Here is a 21,934-nt window from a genome sequence, read left to right as displayed (position 1 = left end):
ATTTCCGTCGGAGGTCGCCTGTGTCCTCGCCCCCGTCCACCGTGGATCGAGCCGAACAGCGGCAGACGCTGACGCTGACGGTCCGCGCCCGCCGCCACGTCGCCGAGGATGTCGTCTGTTTCGATCTGGCCGATCCGACCGGCGCAGCATTGCCGCCCTGGACACCCGGCGCGCATGTCGACGTCACGGTGCGGCCGGGGACGGTGCGGCAGTACTCGCTGTGCGGTGATCCAGCGGATCGCCACCACTGGCGGATCGCGGTGCTGCGGGAGGCCGCCGGCCGCGGCGGTTCGGTGCACCTGCACGACCGGGTCGGTGTCGGCGCGCTGCTGCCGGTCGGGCAGCCGCGCAACGCGTTCCCCCTGGTCGCCGCGCCGCGCTACCTGCTGGTCGCCGGCGGGATCGGCGTCACCCCGCTGCTGCCGATGATCGACGAGCTCGCCGCGCGCGGCGCCGAGTGGCGGCTGCTCTACGGCGGGCGCCACCGCGCGGCGATGGCCTTCGCCGACGACCTCGCCCGCCACGGCGACCGGGTCGTCCTGCACCCGCAGGACACCCACGGGCTGCTTCCCCTCGGCCCCGTCCTGGATGGCCTGCGTGCCTCCGGCGAGCACGAGGAGACGGCGGTCTACTGCTGCGGGCCCGAGGGTCTGCTCGGGGCCATCGAGGGGCACTGCGCGCAGTGGCCCGCCAGCGCCCTGCACGTCGAGCGGTTCCACCCCGCCGAGCCCGCCCACCGCGACACCGACGGCGCCTTCGAGCTGCGCCTGGCCCGTAGCGGGCGGGTGCTGCGGGTCGGGCCCGGGCAGTCGGTCCTGGATGTGCTGGAGGCGGCCGGGGCCGCCGTCACCTCCTCCTGCCGGGACGGTACATGCGGCACCTGCGAGACGCCGGTGGTCGAGGGCGGTGTCGACCACCGTGACACCGTCCTGACCCCGGCCGAGCGCGACGGCGGCCGGACGATGATGGTCTGCGTCTCGCGCGGCCTGGGCGGACGTCTCGTCCTGGACATCTGAAATACACCCCGAGGATTTCCACCGCTATTCCGGCGGTCGTTTTGTGTGGCTGGTAATCCATGTCGCCAATCGGTTCATCCGAATGTGCAATGGGCCTTCCCTGAAAACTCGTTCCGCTCATATTCTTCAGCCGCCGGACAAGGGGTCTGACCAGGGAGGACGGCCGGCACAAACGCTGCCGGGACGGCCCGTCCCAGGCGTGTGGACGGCGGAACGTCAGTGCTGTGTCGGGGAGGAGCCACCACCGTGGGCAGGATCGAGCTCGACGGGCTGACGAAGAGATACGGCGACGTCGTCGCCGTGGACGGCGTCAGCCTCGACATCGCCGACGGCGAGTTCCTGGTGCTGCTCGGCCCGAGCGGCTGCGGGAAGTCCACCCTGCTGCGGCTCGTCGCCGGCCTGATCACGCCGTCCGGCGGCCGGGTGCTGCTCGACGGCCGGGACATCACCCACGCCCCGCCCGCCCGGCGCGACCTGGCGATGGTCTTCCAGAGCTACGCCCTGTACCCGCACCTGACCGTGGCCCGCAACATCGGCTTCCCGCTGCGCGCGGCCCGCACGCCCCGCGCCGAGGTCCGCCGCCGGGTCGAGGAGGTCGCCGCGCTGCTCGAGCTCGGCCCGCTGCTCGACCGCCGGCCGCGGGAGCTCTCCGGCGGCCAGCGCCAGCGGGTCGCCGTCGGCCGGGCGATCATCCGCGACCCGCGGGCGTTCCTGATGGACGAGCCGCTGTCGAACCTGGACGCCAAGCTGCGCCAGGCGACCCGGGCCCAGTTCCGGATGCTGCACGAGACCCTCGGCAGCACCGTCCTCTACGTCACCCACGACCAGGTCGAGGCGCTCAGCCTCGCGACCCGGATCGCGATGCTCGACGACGGGCGCCTCGAGCAGCTCGGCACGCCGACCGAGGTCTACGACACCCCGGCCTCGGTGTTCGTCGCCGGCTTCCTCGGCTCCCCGCCGATGAATCTGCTGCCCGCCCGGGTGGAGTGCCACGACGGCCGGGTGCGGGTGCTCGCCGACGACGTCGAGGTCGACCTGTGGCCCGGCGAGGACGTCGAGGCCCGCGACGTGATCCTCGGGATCCGGCCCGAACACCTCCACCTGATGGCCGCCGAGGGCCCGGCGGGCCCGGGCGGGATGCCGCGGCTGCGCGGTGTCGTGCGGGCGGTGGAGAACCTCGGCGCCGAGGAGTCCGCGCAGTGCGCGGTCGGCGGCGCCCTCGTGCACTTCCGGGGCGCCCGCCCCCTCGGGCTGGCCGCCGGCCAGCCCGTCGCGCTCACCACGGCGCGCGACCACATCCACCTGTTCGACCGGCACAGTGGCCGGCGGCTCGCCTGGCGCCCGCTGGCCGACCGCCCGCTGGCCGACCGCCCGTCGGCCGACCACGAGCCGGCCGCGGCACTCCACGACGGCGTGACCACTCATCAAAGGAGCTCGACGTGAAACGACGGCGCTTTGCCCGGGGCGTGGCGGCCGCCTGCGCTGCCGCGCTCGCCCTCACCCTCGCCGCCTGCGGATCCGACGACGGCGCCGACGCGGGCGGAACGTCCACCGCCGGGGTCGTGCCCGAGCTCGGGCCGGATCAGAAGGTCTCGATCGTCTTCGAGAGCTACAACCTCGCCCAGCCCGGCCCGTGGACGGACACCTTCAACGGCCTGATCGCCGACTTCGAGAAGGCCCACCCGAACATCTCGGTCACCGCGCAGAAGCCGCAGACCTCCACCCTGAAGGGCTACGGCTCGGCGTCGACCGCCAGCATCCAGGCCCAGATCGCCACCGGCAACGCCCCCGACGTCGCCCAGCTCACCTTCGGCGACCTCGGCTACACCGCGACCGCGCTCGGCGCGAAGCCGCTCGACGACATCGTCGGGCGCGACGCCGTCCAGGAGAACTTCGCCGGCACCCACCCGTTCGCGCCGACGGCGCGCACCCTCGGCGACGTCGACGGCAAGACCTATGGTGTGCCGTTCGTCTTCTCCACCCCGGTGCTCTACTACAACGCCGACCTGTTCACCCAGGCCGGCCTCGACCCGGAGAAGCCGCCCACGACCTGGGACGAGTTCAAGACCGCCGCGCTGGCCATCAAGGCGAAGACCGGCAAGAACGGCGGTTACATCGACTGCTTCACCAAGGTCTCCGGTGACTGGTGCTACCAGGCGGTGGTGGCCTCCAACGGCGGCTCGGTGATCTCCGAGGACCGCACCAAGCTCACCTTCGCCGAGGCGCCCGCGGTGCAGGCGGTCGAGATGGCGCAGGACCTGGTCAACTCCGGCGCCAGCCCGAAGCTGTCGCAGGACCAGGCCTACCCGGCGTTCGCCCGTGGTGAGATCGGCATGATCGTCGAGACCAGCGCGGCGCAGGGCACCTTCATCAAGGGCGCCGGCGGCGCCAAGCCGCCGTGGACGCTGCGCGCCACCGTCATGCCGAGCTTCACCGGCAAGCCGGTCGTGCCGACGAACTCCGGGGCGGCGCTGTTCATGTTCGCCAAGGACGCCGCGAAGCAGCGGGCCGCCTGGGAGCTGATCACCTACCTGACCAGCGACGCGGCCTACACGCAGATCACCAGCAAGATCGGCTACCTGCCGCTGCGCACCGGGCTGCTCGACGACCCGAACGGGCTGAAGACCTGGGCCGCGGAGAACCCGCTGGTCCAGCCGAACGTCGACCAGCTCGCGAAGCTGAAGCCGTGGGTGTCCTTCCCGGGCAACAACTACGTCCAGATCCGCACCGGGATGCTCGAGGCGGTCGAGAGCGTCGTCTACAGCGGCGCCGACCCGCAGAAGACGCTCACCGACGCCCAGAACCAGGCCGCGAAGCTGCTGCCCCGGTCCTGACCGTCCACCTGTTCCACCTGTGTGCCCGTCCCGCCCGCCGTGCCGGTCCCGCGCGGCGGGCGGGACGCCGTCCGCACCGACCTGCCGTATCGAACTGAACTGCCGTAGCGAGCTGGAGGAAGGGTGATGACCGGAGCCTTCGTCGAGATCGACGCGCTGCCCCGGCCGTCGGCGACGGTCGTACCGGTCGCGGCGGCGCGGCCGTCGCCGGCCCGGCGGCTGCTGCGGGCGCTGCCGCCGTACCTGTTCCTGCTGCCCGCGATCGGCTGCCTGGCGGTGTGGACGTACCGGCCGCTCGCCGCCGCGGTCAACCTGTCGTTCTTCTCCTGGAACCTCCTGCCGACCACGCCGAAGGAACCCGTCGGGCTGGACAACTACCGCCGGCTGCTCGAGCTGCCCGACCTGTGGCACGCCCTGTGGCTCACCGCGGCGATGACGCTGGCGCTGCTGCTGTTCACCGTCGCGCTGCCGACCGTCGTCGCCCTGTGGACGTCCGCCATCCGTGGCCGCGGCCGCGCCGTCTACCGGGCCATGATCTTCGCGCCGGTCCTGGTCCCGCCGGTGGCGGGCGCCGCGGTGTGGCAGTGGATGCTCGACCCGACCAGCGGCGCGGTGGACCGGCTGATCGGACATCCGATCAACTGGATCCACGAGCCGCGGCCGGCGCAGATCGCCATCGTCGTGATCACCGGGTGGCACCTGCTCGGCTTCGCCGTCCTCGTCGTCAGCGCCGGCCTGGCGGGCATCGACGACGAGTACACGGCGGCGGCGATGCTCGACCGGGCCTCGCGCTGGCAGACCACCCGGTGGATCACCCTGCCGCTGCTCTCCCCGACGCTGGTGTTCCTTGCGCTGATGACCGTGCTGATGTCCGGCCAGCTCACGTTCCCGCTGATCGACACCCTCACCCAGGGCGGCCCGGACTCCGCCACGACGAACGTCTACTACCTGCTCTGGGAGTGGGGCTTCCAGAACTTCGACGCCGGCTTCGCGGCCAGCGCCGGACTTCTGTTCTTCGTCGCGTTCGGGGTGGTCGCCATCGGGCTCGTCCGCCTCTCCGACCGACTGACCTTCCACGACAACTGACGCCCGCCGGCCGTCGGCGAGGCGCGACAGGCGGCTGACGGCCGGCACGATCACTGAAGGGGGCTCGCCATGGCGGTGGCCGAAACGACCGCGCCGGCACCGGCGCGCGGGGAACCGTCCGCCGTCGCGGACCTCGCCGGCGAGACCGGCGCGCGGGTGTGGCTGCGCACCGCCGTCGGCCACGGTGTCCTCGCCGCGCTGAGCCTCGCCTGTATCTTCCCGATCTACTGGATGTACGCCACCTCGCTGCGCCGGCCGGAGGAGGTCTACAACGTCTCCCTGTTCCCGTGGCCGCTCTCCGTCGGCAACTACACACACGTCTGGGACGTCATCCCGATCGGCCGGCTGATCCTCAACACGTTCGCCGTGGCCGCGCTGATCTCCGTCGGCCAGCTCCTCGTCGGCCTGCTGGCGGCCTACGCGTTCACCGCCTGGCGCTTCCGCGGCCAGACCGTGCTCTACCTGGCGTTCGTCGGGACGTGGCTGGTGCCGTTCCAGGTGACGATGCTGCCGAACTACACCCTGCTGTACCGTCTGGGCCTGCTGAACACGCTCGCCGGCGTGATCGTCCCGAACCTCGCCTCCGCGCTCGGCGTGCTCCTGCTGCGCCAGCACATGGCCAGCTTCCCCCGCGACCTGCTCGACGCCGCCCGCATGGACGGACGGTCGTCCTGGTCGATCCTGTGGACGGTCGTCGTGCCCAACCTGCGCGCCCCGCTGGCCGCGCTCAGCATCGTGCTGTTCATCAACGCCTGGAACGACTACTTCTGGCCGGCGCTGGTGCTCCAGCGCGCCGACTCGGTCGTCCAGCTCGGCCTGCGCGGCCTGTTCGTCGGCGTGGAAGGCCCCGACTGGGGTGGATTGATGGCGGGCTCCGGCCTCGCCTGCCTGCCCATCTTCGGGATCTACCTGCTCCTGCAGCGGCACGTCGTCGGCGCCTTCGTCCGTTCCGGCCTCAAGTAAGGCCCGCTGACACCGATCCGGCTGGGTATCGTTCGATGCTGTTCCGCGGGTGAGGTCCGGCACGGAACCCGCTCACCGCAGGTACGACGGCACAGGGGATCTCACGCATGCGCATCGGTCTGATGATCGGCTCGGACAGGGACCGGGCGGCCCGGGAGCGGGTGGCTGGCTTCGTCGCGGACGCGAGGGCGGCCGAGAGCCTGGGCTTCACCTCAATGTGGATTCCGCAGGTGCCCGGCGCCTTCGACGCGCTCACCGTCGTCGCTCTGATGGGGCAGGCGACCGAGCGGATCGAGCTGGGCACGGCGGTCGTCCCGCTCCAGACACGGCACCCGGTGGCGACGGCGCAGCAGGCGCTGTCCACGCAGGCGATCTGCGGCGGGCGCCTCGCGCTGGGGGTCGGGCCGTCGCACCACTGGATCGTCGAGGAGCAGTTCGGCCTGCGCTACGAGCGCCCGGCGCACCTCACGCGGGACTACCTCGAGGTGCTGAACGCGGCGTTCGCCGGCCAGAATCGGATCGACGTCGAGAACGACACCTACCGGGTCCACAGCCCGCTCGACGTCACCGACGGCGCCCCGCCCGCGATCCTGCTGGCCGCGCTCGGGCCGGTGATGCTGGGCATCGCCGGCGCGAACGCCACCGGAACGGTCCTGTGGATGGCGGACGAGCGCGCGGTCGGTGACCACGTGGTCCCGCGGATCACGAAGGCCGCGGTCGACGCCGGCCGCCCGGCTCCCCGGGTCGTCGCCGGTGTTCCCGTGGCACTGTGCCCGAACAGCGAGGTCGACACCGCGCGCGAGCTGGCCGAGCAGACCCTCGGTCACGCCGAGACCTCACCGAACTACCTGCGGCTGCTCGAGCGCGGCGACGCCCGCGGCGTGGGCGACGTGATGGCCGCCGGGGACGAGGCCGCCATCCTCGACCGGCTGCGCGCCTACCGGGACGCGGGCGTCACCGACTTCGTGGCCCGGCCCATCCCGCTCGGCACCGACCCCGCCGCCCGCGCTGCCTCCCGGCGCCGGACGACGGAGTTCCTGGCCACCCTCACCCCGGAGCTCTGAACCCAGCTCCAGAGCCCCGGTCCGGCCTCGCGTTCGGGATCACGGGTGCGCGACCGGCTGGACGGCGACGGGGGGAACCCTGTCCGACCTCCCGCTCGCGGCTCCCGCACCACACCGGGCCGACGGACCGTTGTCTGTGGCCGTGCCTCCTCGCATTTTTGCGTCGTGCTCGCCGTTTCAGGGGCGAAGCACCGGGTCGCAACTCCCGAAACAGCGAGCGCGACATCAAACGGCGAGAAGGGTGAGGGCCCCTGCGCCGGTGTTGGTTCTCTGGTCAGCGGGTCAGGGACTCGATCAGGACGGTGTCGTGTTCGGCGGCGACGAAGCGGGGGTGGTCGAGCAGCTCGCGCAGGAAGCCCGTGGTGGTGACGACACCGGGACCGTCAGCGTGCAGCTCGTCGAGCGCACGGCGCATCCGGGCCAGGGCCCGCGGGCGGTCAGGGGCCCAGACGACCACCTTCGCCACCAACGAGTCGTAGTAGGCCGGGATGCGGTACCCGGGGGCGGCGTGCGTGTCGACGCGGACGAACGGGCCGGCCGGGACGGTGAACTCGGTGAGCGAACCCGGCGCGGGGGCGAAGTCGCGACGCGGGTCCTCGGCGTTGATCCGGCACTCGATCGACACCCCGCGCGGGTCGACGTCGTCCTGGCCGTAGCCCAGCGGCTCGCCCGCGGCGATCCGGATCTGCTCGGCGACCAGGTCGAGCCCGGTGACCATCTCGGTGACCGGGTGCTCCACCTGCAGCCGGCAGTTGACCTCCATGAAGTAGAACCGGCCCTCGCCGTCCACGAGGAACTCGAAGGTGCCCGCGCCGACATACCCGCTGGCCAGGGTGCCGCGGACGGCGGCCGCACACAGCGGCTCGACGATCTCGGCCGGCAGGGCCGGCGCCGGAGTCTCCTCGACCAGCTTCTGGTGCCGGCGCTGCAGCGAGCAGTCCCGGGCGCCCAGGTGGACGGCCGCGCCGTGCGCATCGGCGAGCACCTGGACCTCGACGTGCCGCGCCGAGGCCAGGTAACGCTCGACGTACAGGCGGCCGTCCCCGAACACCGCCTGGGCGGTGGAGCGGGTGTGCCGGTAGGCGCGCTCGAAGCCGTCCGGATCGTGCACGACGCTCATCCCGCGCCCGCCGCCGCCGGCCGCCGCCTTGATGATGACCGGGTAGCCGATCTCGGCCGCCACCTGCGCGGCCTGTTCGGGGTGGTCGGGGGTGTCCCGGCTGCCGGGCAGCAGGGGCAGCCCGGCCTCGGACATGATCCGACGGGCGACGGCCTTGTCACCGAGGCGGGCCATCACCTCGGCCGGCGGGCCGATGAACGTCAGGCCCTCGGCCGCGCAGATCTCGGCGAAGTCGGGATTCTCGGAGAGGAACCCGTACCCGGGGTGGACGGCGTCGGCGCCGCGGATACGGGCGGCCTCGACGACCGCCGGGATGTTGAGGTAGCTGTCCCGGGACGGCCCCGGGCCGATCTGGACGGACTCGTCGGCGAAGGAGACGACGGCGGAGTCCCGGTCCGCCGACGAGTGGGCGGCCACGGTGGCGATGCCCAGCTCGCGGCAGGTGCGCGCGACCCGCAGCGCGATCTCCCCGCGGTTCGCGATCAGGACCTTCTTGATCACGAGGTCCCGCCGGTGGACGTGGCGACGTCGAGGGTGAGCAGCGGTTCGCCGTACTCCACCGGGGTGGTGTCGGCGACCAGGATCTCCCGGACCCGCCCACCGCGCTCCGCCTCGACCGGGATCATCAGCTTCATCGCCTCGATGATCCCGACCTGCTGGCCGGCGACGACGGTGTCCCCGGGGCGGACGAACGGGTCCGCGCCCGGCTCGGGCGCGTGGTAGAAGACGCCGACGGTGTGTGCCGGGATGACGAACGCGAGTGCGTCGTCGTCCGCCGGACCGGCCGGTGCCGCGGCACCAACACCGGCGTCAGCGCCCGACGCGGCGGAACCGTTGGTGTCGCTGGGCGCGGCGCTGACTGAGCCGAGACCGCCGGAGCCGTTGGCCTGCGGGGGCGTGCTGTGTTGACCGGGACCGTCGGAGCCGGTGGCCCCGCCCGGCCCGGCCCAGTCGACCTCCAGGGAGACGTCGCCGACGGTCACCCGCACCCGGCTGACCGGCCGCGCGCCGCGCGCGCCGACCTCCAGCGCCTCCTGGCGCAGCACCGCCAGCACCGTGCCGATGTCACCGTGCCCGTTCGCCGTCGTCGTGGACCGGCCGTTGGCCGTGGACGTGGTCATGACGCGCGCCTCGCATCGTCGAGATCGGCATGGGTCCGTCCCGCGCCGAGTGGTGGACGTGCCGCCGGGACGACGGGAGCCGGGGCGGCCCCGCCCGCCGGGGCCGGGGTACCGAAACGGCGGAACCGGGCCCGTCGGGCCGTCACCAGCGTCGGCGGGTCCAGCGGCGTCAGCTCGGCGAGCGCGCCGGTGAGAGCGGCCCGCAGCGCGTCGGCGGCGGCCAGCGGGTCGACGTCCGCGCCGCCGTCGGGCTCGGGGACGACACCGTCGACGATCCCGGCGGCCAGCAGCGCGCGGGCGTCGACCCGCAGCGCCGCGGCCGCGTCCGGCCCGGCCGCCGGGTCCTTCCACAGGATGGCGGCGCAGCCCTCGGGGCTGATCACCGAGTAGATCGCGTTCGCGCACATCAGCACCCGGTTGGCGACGGCCAGGGCCAGCGCCCCGCCGCTGCCGCCCTCGCCGGTCACGACGGCGACGACGGGCACGGGCAGCCCGGCCATCACCCGCAGGTTCTCGGCGATGGCGACGGCCTGCCCGTTCTGCTCGGCCTCGATGCCGGGGTGCGCGCCGGCGGTGTCGATGAGGGTGATCACCGGCAGGCCCAGCTTGGCGGCCAGCCGCATCACCCGCGCGGCCTTGCGGTAGCCGCCGGGCGAGGGCATGCCGTAGGAGCGGGCGGCGAGCTCGGTGGCGGTGTGGCCCTTCTGCGTGCCGATGACGACGACGGGCGTCCCGTCGAGGCGGCCGAGCCCGGCGACCATCGCCGGGCAGTCGGTGGCGGCCCGGTCGCCGTGCAGCTCGGTCCAGTCCTCGACCAGCGCGCCGATGTAGTCCAGCGTGCTGGGCCGGCCCAGCCTGCGGGCGAGCCGCACGGCCTCCCAGGGATGGCGGTCCGCCAGCCGCGCCGGATCCCGCACCACACCGTCACCGCCGTGGCTTGCGTCGCGGCTGTCGCCGGCACCGCGCCCGTCGCCAGCGCTGTGCCCGTCGCCGGGCGTGACCGGGGTGGTGCCGGGGCGGCGGGTGGCGACGCCGAACAGGCGGGCCAGCGTCGGGCGCAGCTGCCCCCGCGGGCTGATCAGGTCGACGACGCCGTGCGCCAGCAGGAACTCCGCGGTCTGGAAGCCGGGTGGCAGCGTCTGCCGGATGGTCTGCTCGATCACCCGCGCCCCGGCGAAACCGAGCCGTGCCCCGGGCTCGGCGACGATGACGTCGGTCAGCGTCGCGAACGAGGCCGCGACCCCGCCGAACGTCGGGTCGGTGATGAGGGAGACGGTGAGGATGCCGGCCTCGTCGAGTTGGCCGATCGCCTGGGCCGTCTTCGCCATCTGCATCAGCGACAGCGCGCCCTCCTGCATCCGCGCGCCGCCGGAGGCGGTCACCAGCAGCAGCGGGGTGCGCTCGCGCAGCGCGATCTCACAGGCGCCGGTGATCGCCTCGCCGACGGCGGCGCCGAGGCTGCCGCCGAGGAAGCGGAAGTCCATCACCGCGGTGACGACCGGGGCACCCTCGATCCGTCCGCGGGCCACCACGACCCCCTCGGGCAGCCCGGTGGACGCCCGCGCCGAGCGCAGCCGGTCGGCGTACGGGCGGGTGTCGACGAACTGCAGCGGGTCTGCCGCGGTGACCGGGGTGTCGACCACCTCGACGGAGTCCTCGTCGAGCAGCAGCGCGATCCGCTGCGTCGCGGTCAGCCGGGCGTGCCAGCCGCATTCGGGGCAGACGTGCCCGCCGCGGGCGAACCGCCGGCCGTAGATCATCCGGCGGCAGCCGTCACAGACGAGCCATTCCGCCGTCCCGAGATCCGCCTCGGGCCGTTGCCGGGTTGCCGATGCTGTCATGGTGCCTGCTCTCCCGGATCGGAATCTGGTCGCGGCAGGTGCGGCCGCGGCACGTAGGTCGTGGCGAGCGCCGGCAGCCGGACGCCGGCCTGGGCCAGCGCGGCGGCCCGGCTGGTGAACGCGGCGCCGCGCATCAGCTCGGCGGCGATCACGGCGGCGTGCCGGTTCGCCAGCGGCTCGAGCGCGCTGGCACGCACCCAGGTGTTGAAGGCGCCCATCGCCGGGCCGCACCAGATCTGGTAGTCGGCGACCCGGTCCGGGACGCCGGTGATGCTCCAGCCCGACGACAGGCCGAGATACCAGCGGAAGACCAGCGCCATCCGCCGCTTCGGGCTCTCTCGGGCGCGTTCGATCTGCTCGGGGTCGCGGGTGCTGAAGAAGGTGACGGTGTCCGCCCAGACCTCGTCGAGGGACCGGCGGAAGATCCGCTGTTCCAGGCCGGCGCGCTCGTCGACGGGGATCTCGTCGAGCCCGTCGAAACGGCGGTACAGGTCGTAGAGCCGGCGGGCCTTCGACGCGAACATGGTGCCCCGGCCGAGCACCTGGACGTCCGCGCCGATCTCGAACATGTCCGCCGACGGCGCCTGGACGCAGTCGGTGACCCCGGCCTGCGCCAGCAGCGTCTTGGTGGCCGGCGACTGCGCCGCCTCGACGGAGGCCTGGTTCACCGAGCCGGTGACCACGTAGTCGGCGCCGAGCGTGAACGCGGCGGCGACGGCGCGCGGGGTGCCGAGCCCGCCGGCCGCCCCGATCCGCACCGTGCGCGCCCCGGAGTCGCGGCGCAGGCTGTCGCGCAGCGCGAGCAGCTCGGGCAGCAGGACGGGCAGCGGCCGGCGGTCGGTGTGCCCGCCGGAGTCGGCCTCGCCGGTGATGTCGTCGGCCATCGCCACCGTCGCCGCCAGCTCCGCCTGCTCGGCGCTGACCAGCCCCTGCTCCACCAGCGGACGGACCAGCGCGGCCGGCGCGGGCCGCAGGAACAGCTCGGCGACCTCGGTGCGCGACACCTTGGCGACGACCCGGTTGTCGGCGACGACCCGGCCGTCGGGGCCGCGGCGCAGCCCGGCGACCCGGTAGCGCACCACCTGCGGGGTGAGGTCCAGGAACGCCGACGCCTCGACGCAGCGCACCTGGTGGCGCAGGCAGGCGTCGACGACGTCGCGCTCCATCGCCGCCTCGGTCGGGCTGTGGATCAGGTTGCAGCCGAACGCCAGGCCCGGTGCCCGCCGGCGGATGTCGGCCAGCGCGTCGTCGACCCGGGCGGCGACGACGCCGGCCGCGCCGAACGAGGCCAGGAAGCCCGCCCGGGCCAGCGCGACGACCAGGTCGGCCGAGGCGATGCCGTTAGCCATCGACCCGGCCATGTACGCCTGGGCGACCTGGTGGTCGCGGCGGAACGCCGGGGCGCCGAGGCGCTCCGGCGGCAGCGGGCCGACCGCGGCCAGGACCCGCCCGGCCGCCGCGGCGACCCGCTCGTCGCCGGTGACGCCGAGCCCAGCCGCGTCCTGCACGACGTAGCAGGGCCGCTCCAGATCGGCGAGCACCCGGTGGATGTCGGCCGGCCGCCGGGCGAGCGCCCCGGCCGCGCCGGGGTGGGCCGTGGCCGGCCGGGCCGCCGCGGGGCGGGGGGCGGGCGCGACCGGGGTCACCATGACGGCGCGCCCTCGTCACGCAGCTCCACGGCCACGTCGATCAGCTCGTAGATGCGCATCGTCGGCTTCCACAGACTCGCGTCGGCGGTGACGCGGACCCGTCCGGGCCGGTGGCTGACGTCCTTGATGTGCACCTCCAGGGTGAACGTCCCGTCGGTGGGCAGGAGCTGGCCGCGGTACTTCCACTGCAGGGGCACGCCCACGGGCAGCACGAACCCGGGCCGGGTGAGGCCGGTGAGGTGCCCGGCGTCGATGACCCACTCCTGCATGGCCTGGATGACCGCCTCCACCCCGAGCGAGCCGGGGATGACCGGGTCGAGGTAGAAGTGCCGGGCGAAGAACCAGTCCGCCGGGTCGATCGGCCGCACGGCGCGCAGGTAGCCCTGCCCGAACCGGCCGCCGCCGTCCACCACCTCGACGTCGTCGAGCAGCGCCAGGTGGCCGCGGGCGCACAGCGGCGCGGCCGGGTCGGCGCGGCGGGCGGCCACGTCGATCATCCGGATCGGCGGGCGCTCCCGTTCGTCGAGCGCGTCCAGCCAGGTCGGCTCGAGGCGGCCGCCGTCCAGGCCGGTCTGGCGGGCCAGCGCCGGGGCGTTGAAGTAGCCGAACATCGACTCGCCGGTGTAGAACGGCTCGCCGTCGACGGCGAGGGAGTAGGAGAAGTCCTGCAGGGCCGTGCCGGGCATCGGGTTGGTCGACAGCAGCGTCGAGTGCTGGCGGATCGTGGCGTCGCGCAGGTCGACCTCCCGCAGCACGGTCGCGCTGCCGCCGAGGTTGCGCAGGCTGTAGTCCTCCGCCGGCTCGGCCAGCGTGGCGCCGAGGTAGTAGCCCAGCATCAGCGCGGCCTGCAGACTGGTCTCCATGTAGACGCAGTTCGGCATGGACGCGTTCGCCGTCTCGGTGAAGTACCAGCAGTCGGCCGCCGCGTCGTACTCGGTGACGTGCGTCGCCCCGCCGCGCAGGTCACCGCGCCGCGAGTCCATCGCCATCACCCGGTCGACGAGGCGCAGGCCGCCGCCGGGCAGCCGGGTCGCACGCCGCCCCCGGTAGGCGGCGAACTCGGGCCCGAGGCCGACGCCCTGGTCGCCGCGTGCGCAGTGGGCCATGTGGAACTCGCTGAGCAGCGCCCGCTCGCCGGCCGCGGTGCGCCGGCCCAGGAACGCGGTGACGGCCCCGCCATGGTCGGCGCCGACCGGCGCGCCCGGCCGCTCCCGCACGGTGACCGCGACGTCGCGGACCTCGGCGACCAGCCGGCCGCCCGCGTGGACCAGCGCGCGCACGGCGAGCCAGGGCCGCGGGATCAGGTCGATGGCGGTGACGTCGAGGACGAGCTCGCCGCCGGTGCCGTCCCAGCCCCCGCCGTCGGCGGTGAGGGCCACCGTCGGGGCGGGCGGCCGCGCGCCGGTGCGCGGGCCGCCGTCGGCGTCCTCGGCCGGCGGGCCGGCGACGAACCGGGCGTCCGCCAGGCACAGGTGCAGGCCGGCGTAGAGGGCGAACACCTTGGCGGCCTGCGCGGCCGCCGCCTGGAGCGCGTCGGCCAGCGAACCGGACCCGGCCGCTCCGGCGAACGAGCCGGGTGCGGCCGTGCCGGGCAGCGCACGCAGCCCGGCGTGCAGCGAGCCCGCGGTGCGGCTTCCGCCGCGCAGCCGCAGGTCCGCCACCCAGGTGAGCAGGGCCGCCTCGCCGGGGTCGGTGAGCCGAACGTCCGGGTTGACGCCCTCCTGGTCGTAGGCCGGGCCGAAGACGCCGGCCACCTCGCCGCGGCTCAGCGCGGCCAGGTCGGCGTCGGTGAGCTCCCGGTGCCCGGAGCGGGCGAGCGGCTTGAACGCCGCCTCCGTCGCGACCGGATCCGTCGGCGCGACGTCCGGAGCAACCGGCCCGGCCGCCACAGCGGGACCGGCCGGTGCCGTGAGCCCGGCCGGCGTGGCGGGTCCCCCGGCGGTGAGCACGGCCGGGGCGGGTCCGCCCGCGGCCGCGGCGGCCGGCGGAAGGACGAGCGCCTGCGAGCCGGCTGCCAACGGCCGGCCGGGACCCGCGAGAGTGAGCCGGGTGAGCGCGAGCTGCGCGTTCAGCGCCGACTCGTGGGCGGCCACCACGACCGCGCGCACCTCGCGGACGACATCCGCGATCCGCGGTGCGGGGCCGGCCGCCGCCGCGGCGGGTTGCGGAGCCGTGGGCGGCGCTGGCGTGGGCGGCGCCGCGGCTGTCGGTCCCGTGGCGGTCAGTCGCAGGCTGTCGAAGGGCTCCCCGTCGAACGACAGCTCGTCGTCCTCCGCGACGAACGGTGTCGCGAGTGCCGGTCCGGTCATCTCGACTGTCATGCGGACACCTCCTTCTTGTGCCAGCTCGCGGTGCCCTCGGCGAACTTCGCGGCCATGTCGGGCGTCCCGACCATCGCCACGTCGTGCAGGCGGACGAGGATCCGCCCGTCGCGCCCGACCGCGGTCACCCGGCTGGTGACCCCGGTGTCACGCACCGCCGCGCCGTCGATCACCACGGCGAACGGCTCGCCGGCGGGCAGCGGCGCGCGGTAGTCGATCCGGCCGACGGCCAGCGGCAGGCACGCCTGGCCGGTCAGCCACCGGCCGAGCACGGACGGGCCGTGCAGCAGCAGGTCGGCCAGCACCGGGTCGTGCAGGGCGCCGGCGAACGCGCCCCGGCCCACCTCCGCGCCGTCCAGGCGGCATTCGACGACCAGCCGGTCGTCGCCGCGCGCCACGATCCGTCGGATGCCCTGCAGCAGTGGGCCGTGGAACAGCGTCGCGCCGGTGTAGATCTCCAGGCCGTCCTCGGGGCCGGGCGCCGTCCACTCGGCTTCGAGCCGGGGCCAGTCCTCGACCTCGGCGGGAGCCGGCGGGGCGGCGGCGAGCACCAGCGTGGCGGCGTAGCGCGACAGCCCGGCCGGCAACGCGCCGGGGCTGCGCACGCTCGCCTTCACGACGACCCGTCCGCCCGTGCCGGCGCCCTCGCGCTCGGCCGCCGCGGTGTGCGCCTGGAACGCCAGCTCGCCCGTCCCGTCGAACACGACGCCCTTGTGGACGTCGAACCCGCGGGCCTCGACCACCGTCAGCCCCGGGTGGGCCCGCTCGACCACGTTGACCAGCCAGCCGAGCCCGAACGTCGCGGGCAGGACGGGGAAGCCGCCTACCTGGTGGTCCCGGATGACCGGGTGCTCGGCGATCTCGCGCAGCTCGCGGCGGGCGACCAGCGCCGGGGCGGGGCGGACGTCGGACCCGCCGGTCAGCGCCTCGGCGGAGCCGACCAGGACGCACACGTCGTCCACCCGGGCCGGCTCGAACTGCTCGGCGAACGCCTCGGCGCCCGCCGTCCGGTCGATCAGGGCGACGCCGCGGGAGCGGAAGAGCTCCCGCAGGTCGGCGTCGACCATGCCGCCGTCCCAGGCACCCCAGTCGATCGCGGTGACGTGCCGGCCGCGGTCGGCGTGCTTCCAACCCGCGGCGAGGCGGCCCAGCGCCTCGTTCGCCGCGGCGTAGTCGGCCTGGCCGGGGTTGCCCATCAGCCCGGCCACCGAGGCGAACAGCACCAGGTGGCGCAGGGGCGAGCCCGGCCCGTCGCCGAGCGCGTCGAGGACGTTGCGCAGCCCGGTCAGCTTGGGCGTGAGCACGCGGCGGACCGCGTCGGGCGTCTTGGCGGTCAGCGCGCTGTCGGCCAGCGCGCCCGCGCCGTGCACCAGGGCGGCGGCGCGGCCCCGGTAGGGCTCCAGCGCGGCGCGCACCGCGTCCCGGTCGGCGATGTCCACGGCCAGGTACTCGCCGTCGGAGCCGGCCGCGGTGAGCGCGGCCAGGGTGTCCCGGATCTCCCTGCGGGCCAGGACGTCGCGGCGGGCCGCCTCGGCCTGGCGGGGCGTCGGGCGCGGCCCGCCAGGACCGGCCTGCGCGGCCAGGGCCGCCGCGGCGGCGGCGAGCAGGCCGCCGTCGGCGACGCCGGTCGTCCACTCGGGGTCGCTGCCGGCCGCCGTGCGGCCGAGCAGGACGAACCGGGCCCGGGTCCGCGCCGCGAGGGCACGCACGCAGTCCGCGGTGACCCCGCGTGCCCCGCCGGTCACGACGATGATGTCGTCGGGGCCGAGGACCGGGAGGGCGGCGCCGGTGCCGGCCTCCCGGTCCTCGGCCTGTGCGGCCCGGTGGTCCTGTGCGGCCCGGTCGCCGAAGGGCCCGGGCCGGACGGTCCAGCGCGCTCCCGTCGCGTCCAGGCCTACCTCGGCCAGGTCGGTCGCCGCGTCCCACAGCTCGGTGAGAACCAGCTCCGCGACCGCGGCCGGGGCGTGGGCGGGGTGGAGGTCCAACGCGCGGCAGAACAGCGCCGGCTCCTCGCGCAGCAGCGTCTTGACCACCCCTGCCGCACCGCCGACGAGGCGCTCCACCGCCGGCGCGTCGCCGCGCAGTCCCAGGCCGCCGTCCAGCCGGGTGACGGCGCAGAACGCCGCCCGCCCGCCGCGCGCCGCGGCTCGTGACAGCGGCCCGGCGGTGTGCTTGGCGACCAGGACGGTGTCGGCGAGCCGCCGGATCCCCGCCGCCCAGGCGCCGTCGCCGCCGTTCGCGGCGATCAGCAGGGCGCACAGGTCGACGGCACCGTCGCCACCGAGCGCGCCGGCCAGGGCCTGCTCGACCTCGGCCGCGTCCCACCCGTCGAGCGGGTCGGCCTGGTCGGCGCCGTCGCCGGCCGTCCCGCCGTGGCCGGGCAGCCGCACGGTGCGGACGGCGAACCCGCGGGCGGTCAGCCCGTCGGCGAGTGCCGTCAGCTCAGGCGCCGGCGCGTCGTGGCCGGTCGCGTCGATGAGCACGGCGACCGGGTCGGCGCCGAACGGGGTGGCGTCGAGGATGTCGACCGGCGCCGCCGGCACCAGCTCGACCGGCCGGTGGGGCAGTACGGCGTCATCGCCGTGGCCGGCGGCGTGGTGACCGTTCAGGCCGGCCGTTCCGGTCGGCTCACCTCCTTTCGGCTGATCTCCTTTTGGGGAGGTGCCGTTCGGGGCGCCGTCCGGGGCCGGGTTCACCGGACCCAGGGAGGTGAGGACGTAGTCGGTGATGTGGTTGAGGGTGCGCATTTCGGCGAGGGTTTCGGGGCCGGCGCTGGGGAGGGTGGGGAAGTGTTCCTGGAGGGCGCCGAGGATTTGGACTCGTTTGATGGAGTCGACGCCGAGGTCGGCTTCGAGGTCCATGCCGGTGTCGATCATTTCGGCGGGGTAGCCGGTGCGGTCGGCGACGACGCCGAGCAGCGCGGTGCGGACGGTGTCCGGGTCGACCCCGGGGGCTGCGGCGGGGCTGCCGTTGAGCGTGCCGTTTGGTGGCGTCGATGCGGCTGGGGGTGCGCCGGCGGCGAGCGAGGTGAGGACGTAGTCGGTGATGTGGTTGAGGGTGCGCATTTCGGCGAGGGTTTCGGGGCCGGCGCTGGGGAGGGTGGGGAAGTGTTCCTGGAGGGCGCCGAGGATTTGGACTCGTTTGATGGAGTCGACGCCGAGGTCGGCTTCGAGGTCCATGCCGGTGTCGATCATTTCGGCGGGGTAGCCGGTGCGGTCGGCGACGACGCCGAGCAGCGCGGTGCGCACCGAGTCCGCGTCGGGCCCACTGCCGGCCGCCGCGGGTGCCCCAGCGGCGGGAGTACCGGTGGCGGGTGAACCGGCGGGGTGGCCGCCGGGCACGGGCGGGTGGTGGCCGTTGCCCGTCGGCTGCGCCGGCACTGCGACGAGGTCGGCGGCTCCGACGGGCACCATCGCGGGCGCGTCGGCGATCACCGGGGCGGGCACAGTGGGCGCGGCGGGCGGCGGTGCGAGGGCGGCCGGCCCGGCGGCGCTGGTGGAACGGGGGGCGAGCCCCACCCGGGCGGGCGCACCCGCTGCCGGCGCTGCCGGGGCATGCCCGCCTGCCGCGAGTTCGAGGCCGGCCAGCGCGGCGAGGACCTCGTTGGCGTGGACGTGTGCCCGACCCGCCGCGAGGCTTTGGTCCCGGACCTGCTCGACCGCGGCGGGCACCCAGCCGGCCTGGTCACCGTTCTGGGCGCCGTCGCGCAGCAGGCCCACCAGCTCCTCGGTGACCCGGAGCTGGCCGTCCAGGTAGCGCCCGTGCAGGTCGAGGTGCAGGGCGACGGCCTCACTGACCCCGGCGCCGGCCGGACCCGCGCCGAGCGCCGCGGCCGCCGGAACCGGCGCGGAGCCTGCGGGCCGGCCGGCGGCCGCGGGTGACCCGGCCACCGCGGGAACCGCGGGCAGCTCGGCCGCCGCCGGCGCGGCCGCGGGGAGCGCGGGCTGCGGGGCCGGAACCGGCTCGGCCGGGGCGGCGGGCGGCGTGGCCACGGCCGCCGGCCCGCCGTTCATGGCCGCCGCGACCGCGGAGACCTGGAAGCCGTCGGTCAGACCCGCCTGGTAAAGGGCCCGGCGGGACTGCGGCACGTACTCGGCGCCGGTGAGTGTGACCGTCATCGCCGCGCGCCGCGGCTGCTCGGTGTCGCCCTCGGCGCCGGCCGTCGCGTCGTGGCGGTTGATGTCCGCCAGCGGCAGGCCCAGCACGGCGAGCTGCACCGCGGCCTGCTTGAGCACGACGTCGCCGTCACGCAACGGGCCGCCGTCGGTGGAGACCACCGTGACCGGCGCGTCGTCGAGGATGCGCCGGGTGAGCTGGGCCAGCACCTGCTTGGGGCCGAACTCGACGAAGATGTTGCACCCGGCGGCGCGCATCGCCGTGACCCCGGCGACGAAGTCGACCGGGGCGAGCAGCTGGCCGGCGAGCACGGCCCGGTTCGCGTCGGCGTCGGGGCCGTAGGCGGCGCCCGCCGTGTTCGCGTACACCGGAGCGGCCGGGGCGCCGATGCGGGCCTGCGCCAGGTCCTGGGCGAACCGCTCGACCGCGTGGGCGACGTAGCGGGTGTGGAACGCGGCCGAGACGGGCAGCAGCCGACCGGTCATCCCACGCCGGGCCAGCTCCTCGACCACCGCCTCCACGGCCTGCGTCCCCCCGCCGACGACCACCTGGTCGGGGGCGTTGTTGTTGCACACGACGACGTCGGGGAAGTCGGTGAGGATCTCGGTGATCTGTTCCCGGCTCGCCTGGACGGCGGCCATCGTGCCCGGGTCGCCGCCGGCGGCGTTCCCGTCGCCGGCGTTCCCGCCGGTGGCCGGGTCCGGGGGCGCCATCGCGGCGCCGCGGGCCCGGGCCAGCCGGAAGAACTCGGTGTCGTCGAGGGCGCCGGCCGCCCACAGGGCGGTCAGCTCGCCGAAGCTGTGGCCGAGGTAGCCGGCGCAGTCCAGGCCGAGCTCCCGCAGGTAGCGGAACTGCCCGGCGGACAGCGCGCCGATCGCCGGCTGCGCGTACCGGGTGGCCCGCAGCCGTGACTCCTGCTCCTGGCGAACCTGCGGGTCCAGGACGGGCGGCGGGTACATCACGGCGGCCAGCCGCGCGTCGTCGTCGGCGAACACGGCGTTCGCGTCGTCGAGCGCCTGCGCGACGGTCGGGACGCCGAGGGCGGCGTCCAGGCCCATCTCCAGGTACTGGCTGCCCTGCCCGGCGAACAGCGCGCCCACCCGCGGGTCGGGCAGCGCCCGGCGGCGGTAGTACACGCCGGCCGGGTGCGTCCACTGCTCGGCATCGGGCGTCGCGGCCAGCTGCTCGAGCGCGATGCGGCGCAGGTCCGCGCCGTCGGCGGCCCCGCCGTCGGGGTTGGCGGCCGGGGTGACGAACCCGACCCTGGCATGGTCAGCGGGGATCAGTCCGTCGGTGGAGATCAGTCCGTCGGCGGGCGGCTCGCCGGCGGCGAGGGCCGCGCGCAGCGCCGCCGGGTCGGGCGCGTGCCACAGCCAGGCGCGGGCGGTGCGGTGCAGCAGGCCGGTCGCGGGCCGCTCAGCCCGGTGCTCCTCCAGCACGACATGGAAGTTCGTCCCGCCGAAGCCCATCGCGGACGCCGCCGCGCGCCGCACCGGGCGCCGCGGGTCGCGGACCCACGGCCGGGTGTGGGTGTTGACGTACAGCGGGGTGTTGTCGTCGGCGAGCGGGCCGCTGGGCCGTTCGACGTTGATCGTCGGCGGCAGCGTCTTCTGGTAGAGGCTGAGCGCCAGCTTCATCAGGCTGGCGGTGCCGGCCGCGCCCTTGGTGTGCCCGATCTGCGACTTGACACTGCCGATCGCGGCGAAGCGGGCCTCGTCCCCGGCGGCCTCGCGCAGGATGGCGTCCAGCGCGGTCAGCTCGGTGCGGTCACCGACCGCGGTGCCGGTCGCGTGCGCCTCGAACAGCTCCACCGAGGCGGGCGAGCAGTCGGCGTCGGCGTAGGCGCGGCGCAGTGCGCGTTCCTGGCCCTCGGCCCGCGGCGCGTAGATGCTCTTCGAGCGGCCGTCGCTGGCCGAGCCGATGCCGCGGATGACCGCGTAGATCCGGTTGCCGTCGCGTTCGGCGTCGGCGAGGCGGCGCAGGGCGAGCATGCCGATGCCCTCGCCGATGAGCGTGCCGTCGGCGCCCTCGTCGAACGGGCGGATCCGGTCGGACTTCGACAGCGCCTGGGTCTTGCTGAAGCACATGTACCCGAAGATCGAGTTCTCGGTGTCGGCTCCACCGGCGATCATCATGTCGGCGCGGCCGTCGACCAGCTCGGCGATCGCCATCCGCACCGCGGAGAGCGAGGCCGCGCAGGCGGCGTCGACGGTGGAGTTCATCCCGCCGAGGCCGAGCCGGTTCGCGATCCGCCCGGCGGTGACGTTCGCCAGCAGACCGGGGAAGGAGTTTTCCTCCCAGGGCGCGAACGCCTCGGCGTAGCGGGTGGCGATGGCCTGCGCGTCGTCCTCGGTCAGCCCACAGGCCCGCACGACCTCGCGCAGCACCGGCGTCGTCAGCCGGGCGGCGAGCGGGTGCATCAGCGGGACGGGCCCGGTCACACCGAGCACGACGCCGGTCGAGTCGGCGTCGTACCAGTCCGCCCCGTCAGCGGAGTGTGCCGAGCGGGCGCCGGCGTCGCGCAGCAGGTCGCGCGCGACGACGAGGCTCAGCGTCTGCAGGGTGCTGGTGACCTCGAGCTGGTTCGGGGGCAGCCCGAACTCCAGCGGGTCGAAGGCGACGTCGGGCACGAACCCGCCGCGCCGGGAGTACGTGCGGTCCGGCACGGTCGGGTCGGCGTCGTAGTAGTCGTCGATGTTCCAGCGACTGGCCGGGATGTCCTCGATGCAGTCCCGGGCGTCGACGATGTTCTGCCAGAACTCCCGGAAGTCGTGGGCGTGCGGGAAGAGGCCCGCCATTCCGA

At 74.9% G+C, this 21,934-nt stretch carries 12 protein-coding genes; 6 read left to right on the top strand and 6 right to left on the bottom strand.

Annotated elements, in window-relative coordinates:
- Window positions 1–20: 20 nt before the first annotated feature.
- The 6 genes from AC559T_RS17080 to AC559T_RS17055 all read left to right on the top strand — a co-directional run bounded on the left by AC559T_RS17080 (window position 21) and on the right by AC559T_RS17055 (window position 6,963).
- Window positions 21–1,016 (top strand): PDR/VanB family oxidoreductase, encoded by a 996-nt coding sequence (locus AC559T_RS17080; RefSeq protein ID WP_498869378.1) that lies wholly within the window; start codon window positions 21–23, stop codon window positions 1,014–1,016.
- A gap of 246 nt (window positions 1,017–1,262) precedes the next feature.
- A complete protein-coding gene (locus tag AC559T_RS17075) occupies window positions 1,263–2,459 on the top strand; it encodes an ABC transporter ATP-binding protein (protein ID WP_498869377.1) in 1,197 nt (398 codons plus the stop codon).
- Window positions 2,456–3,850, top strand: a complete 1,395-nt coding sequence (locus AC559T_RS17070) for an ABC transporter substrate-binding protein (RefSeq protein WP_368952437.1) — start codon at window positions 2,456–2,458, stop codon at window positions 3,848–3,850. The genes AC559T_RS17075 and AC559T_RS17070 overlap by 4 nt, the downstream gene beginning before the upstream one ends.
- Window positions 3,851–3,976: 126 nt before the next feature.
- On the top strand, window positions 3,977–4,936 hold the full coding sequence (locus AC559T_RS17065) for a carbohydrate ABC transporter permease (protein ID WP_498869376.1): 960 nt from the start codon (window positions 3,977–3,979) through the stop codon (window positions 4,934–4,936).
- A gap of 69 nt (window positions 4,937–5,005) precedes the next feature.
- Window positions 5,006–5,899, top strand: coding sequence for a carbohydrate ABC transporter permease (locus AC559T_RS17060; RefSeq protein ID WP_200835266.1), 894 nt, complete (start codon window positions 5,006–5,008; stop codon window positions 5,897–5,899).
- Window positions 5,900–6,006: 107 nt separating this feature from the next.
- Window positions 6,007–6,963 carry a TIGR03564 family F420-dependent LLM class oxidoreductase gene (locus tag AC559T_RS17055; protein WP_498869375.1) on the top strand — a complete coding sequence of 319 codons (957 nt, stop codon included), beginning with the start codon at window positions 6,007–6,009 and terminating at the stop codon, window positions 6,961–6,963.
- Between the two features lie 274 nt (window positions 6,964–7,237).
- On the opposite strand, the gene AC559T_RS17050 is transcribed toward AC559T_RS17055, so the two are convergent.
- From AC559T_RS17050 to AC559T_RS17025, 6 genes are read right to left on the bottom strand one after another with little or no spacing between them, the layout of a single operon-like run.
- Window positions 7,238–8,584, bottom strand: coding sequence for an acetyl-CoA carboxylase biotin carboxylase subunit (locus AC559T_RS17050; RefSeq protein WP_071063226.1), 1,347 nt, complete (start codon window positions 8,582–8,584; stop codon window positions 7,238–7,240).
- Window positions 8,581–9,204 (bottom strand): acetyl-CoA carboxylase biotin carboxyl carrier protein, encoded by a 624-nt coding sequence (locus AC559T_RS17045; RefSeq protein WP_368952440.1) that lies wholly within the window; start codon window positions 9,202–9,204, stop codon window positions 8,581–8,583. Before AC559T_RS17045 ends, AC559T_RS17050 begins: the two co-directional genes overlap by 4 nt.
- Window positions 9,201–11,045, bottom strand: coding sequence for an acetyl-CoA carboxylase, carboxyltransferase subunit beta (gene accD / locus AC559T_RS17040; RefSeq protein ID WP_498869374.1), 1,845 nt, complete (start codon window positions 11,043–11,045; stop codon window positions 9,201–9,203). The genes AC559T_RS17045 and accD overlap by 4 nt, the downstream gene beginning before the upstream one ends.
- A complete protein-coding gene (locus AC559T_RS17035) occupies window positions 11,042–12,694 on the bottom strand; it encodes a PfaD family polyunsaturated fatty acid/polyketide biosynthesis protein (RefSeq protein WP_498869373.1) in 1,653 nt (550 codons plus the stop codon). The genes accD and AC559T_RS17035 overlap by 4 nt, the downstream gene beginning before the upstream one ends.
- Window positions 12,688–15,015 (bottom strand): beta-ketoacyl synthase, encoded by a 2,328-nt coding sequence (locus AC559T_RS17030; protein ID WP_498869372.1) that lies wholly within the window; start codon window positions 15,013–15,015, stop codon window positions 12,688–12,690. The genes AC559T_RS17035 and AC559T_RS17030 overlap by 7 nt, the downstream gene beginning before the upstream one ends.
- On the bottom strand, window positions 15,012–21,929 hold the full coding sequence (locus AC559T_RS17025; protein ID WP_498869371.1) for a beta-ketoacyl synthase N-terminal-like domain-containing protein: 6,918 nt from the start codon (window positions 21,927–21,929) through the stop codon (window positions 15,012–15,014). Before AC559T_RS17025 ends, AC559T_RS17030 begins: the two co-directional genes overlap by 4 nt.
- Between the last annotated feature and the right edge of the window lie 5 nt (window positions 21,930–21,934).

Source organism: Frankia sp. Hr75.2, assembly GCF_949319125.1.
Classification (GTDB): domain Bacteria; phylum Actinomycetota; class Actinomycetes; order Frankiales; family Frankiaceae; genus Parafrankia; species Parafrankia soli.
This window is presented reverse-complemented; position numbering and strand designations above follow the sequence as displayed.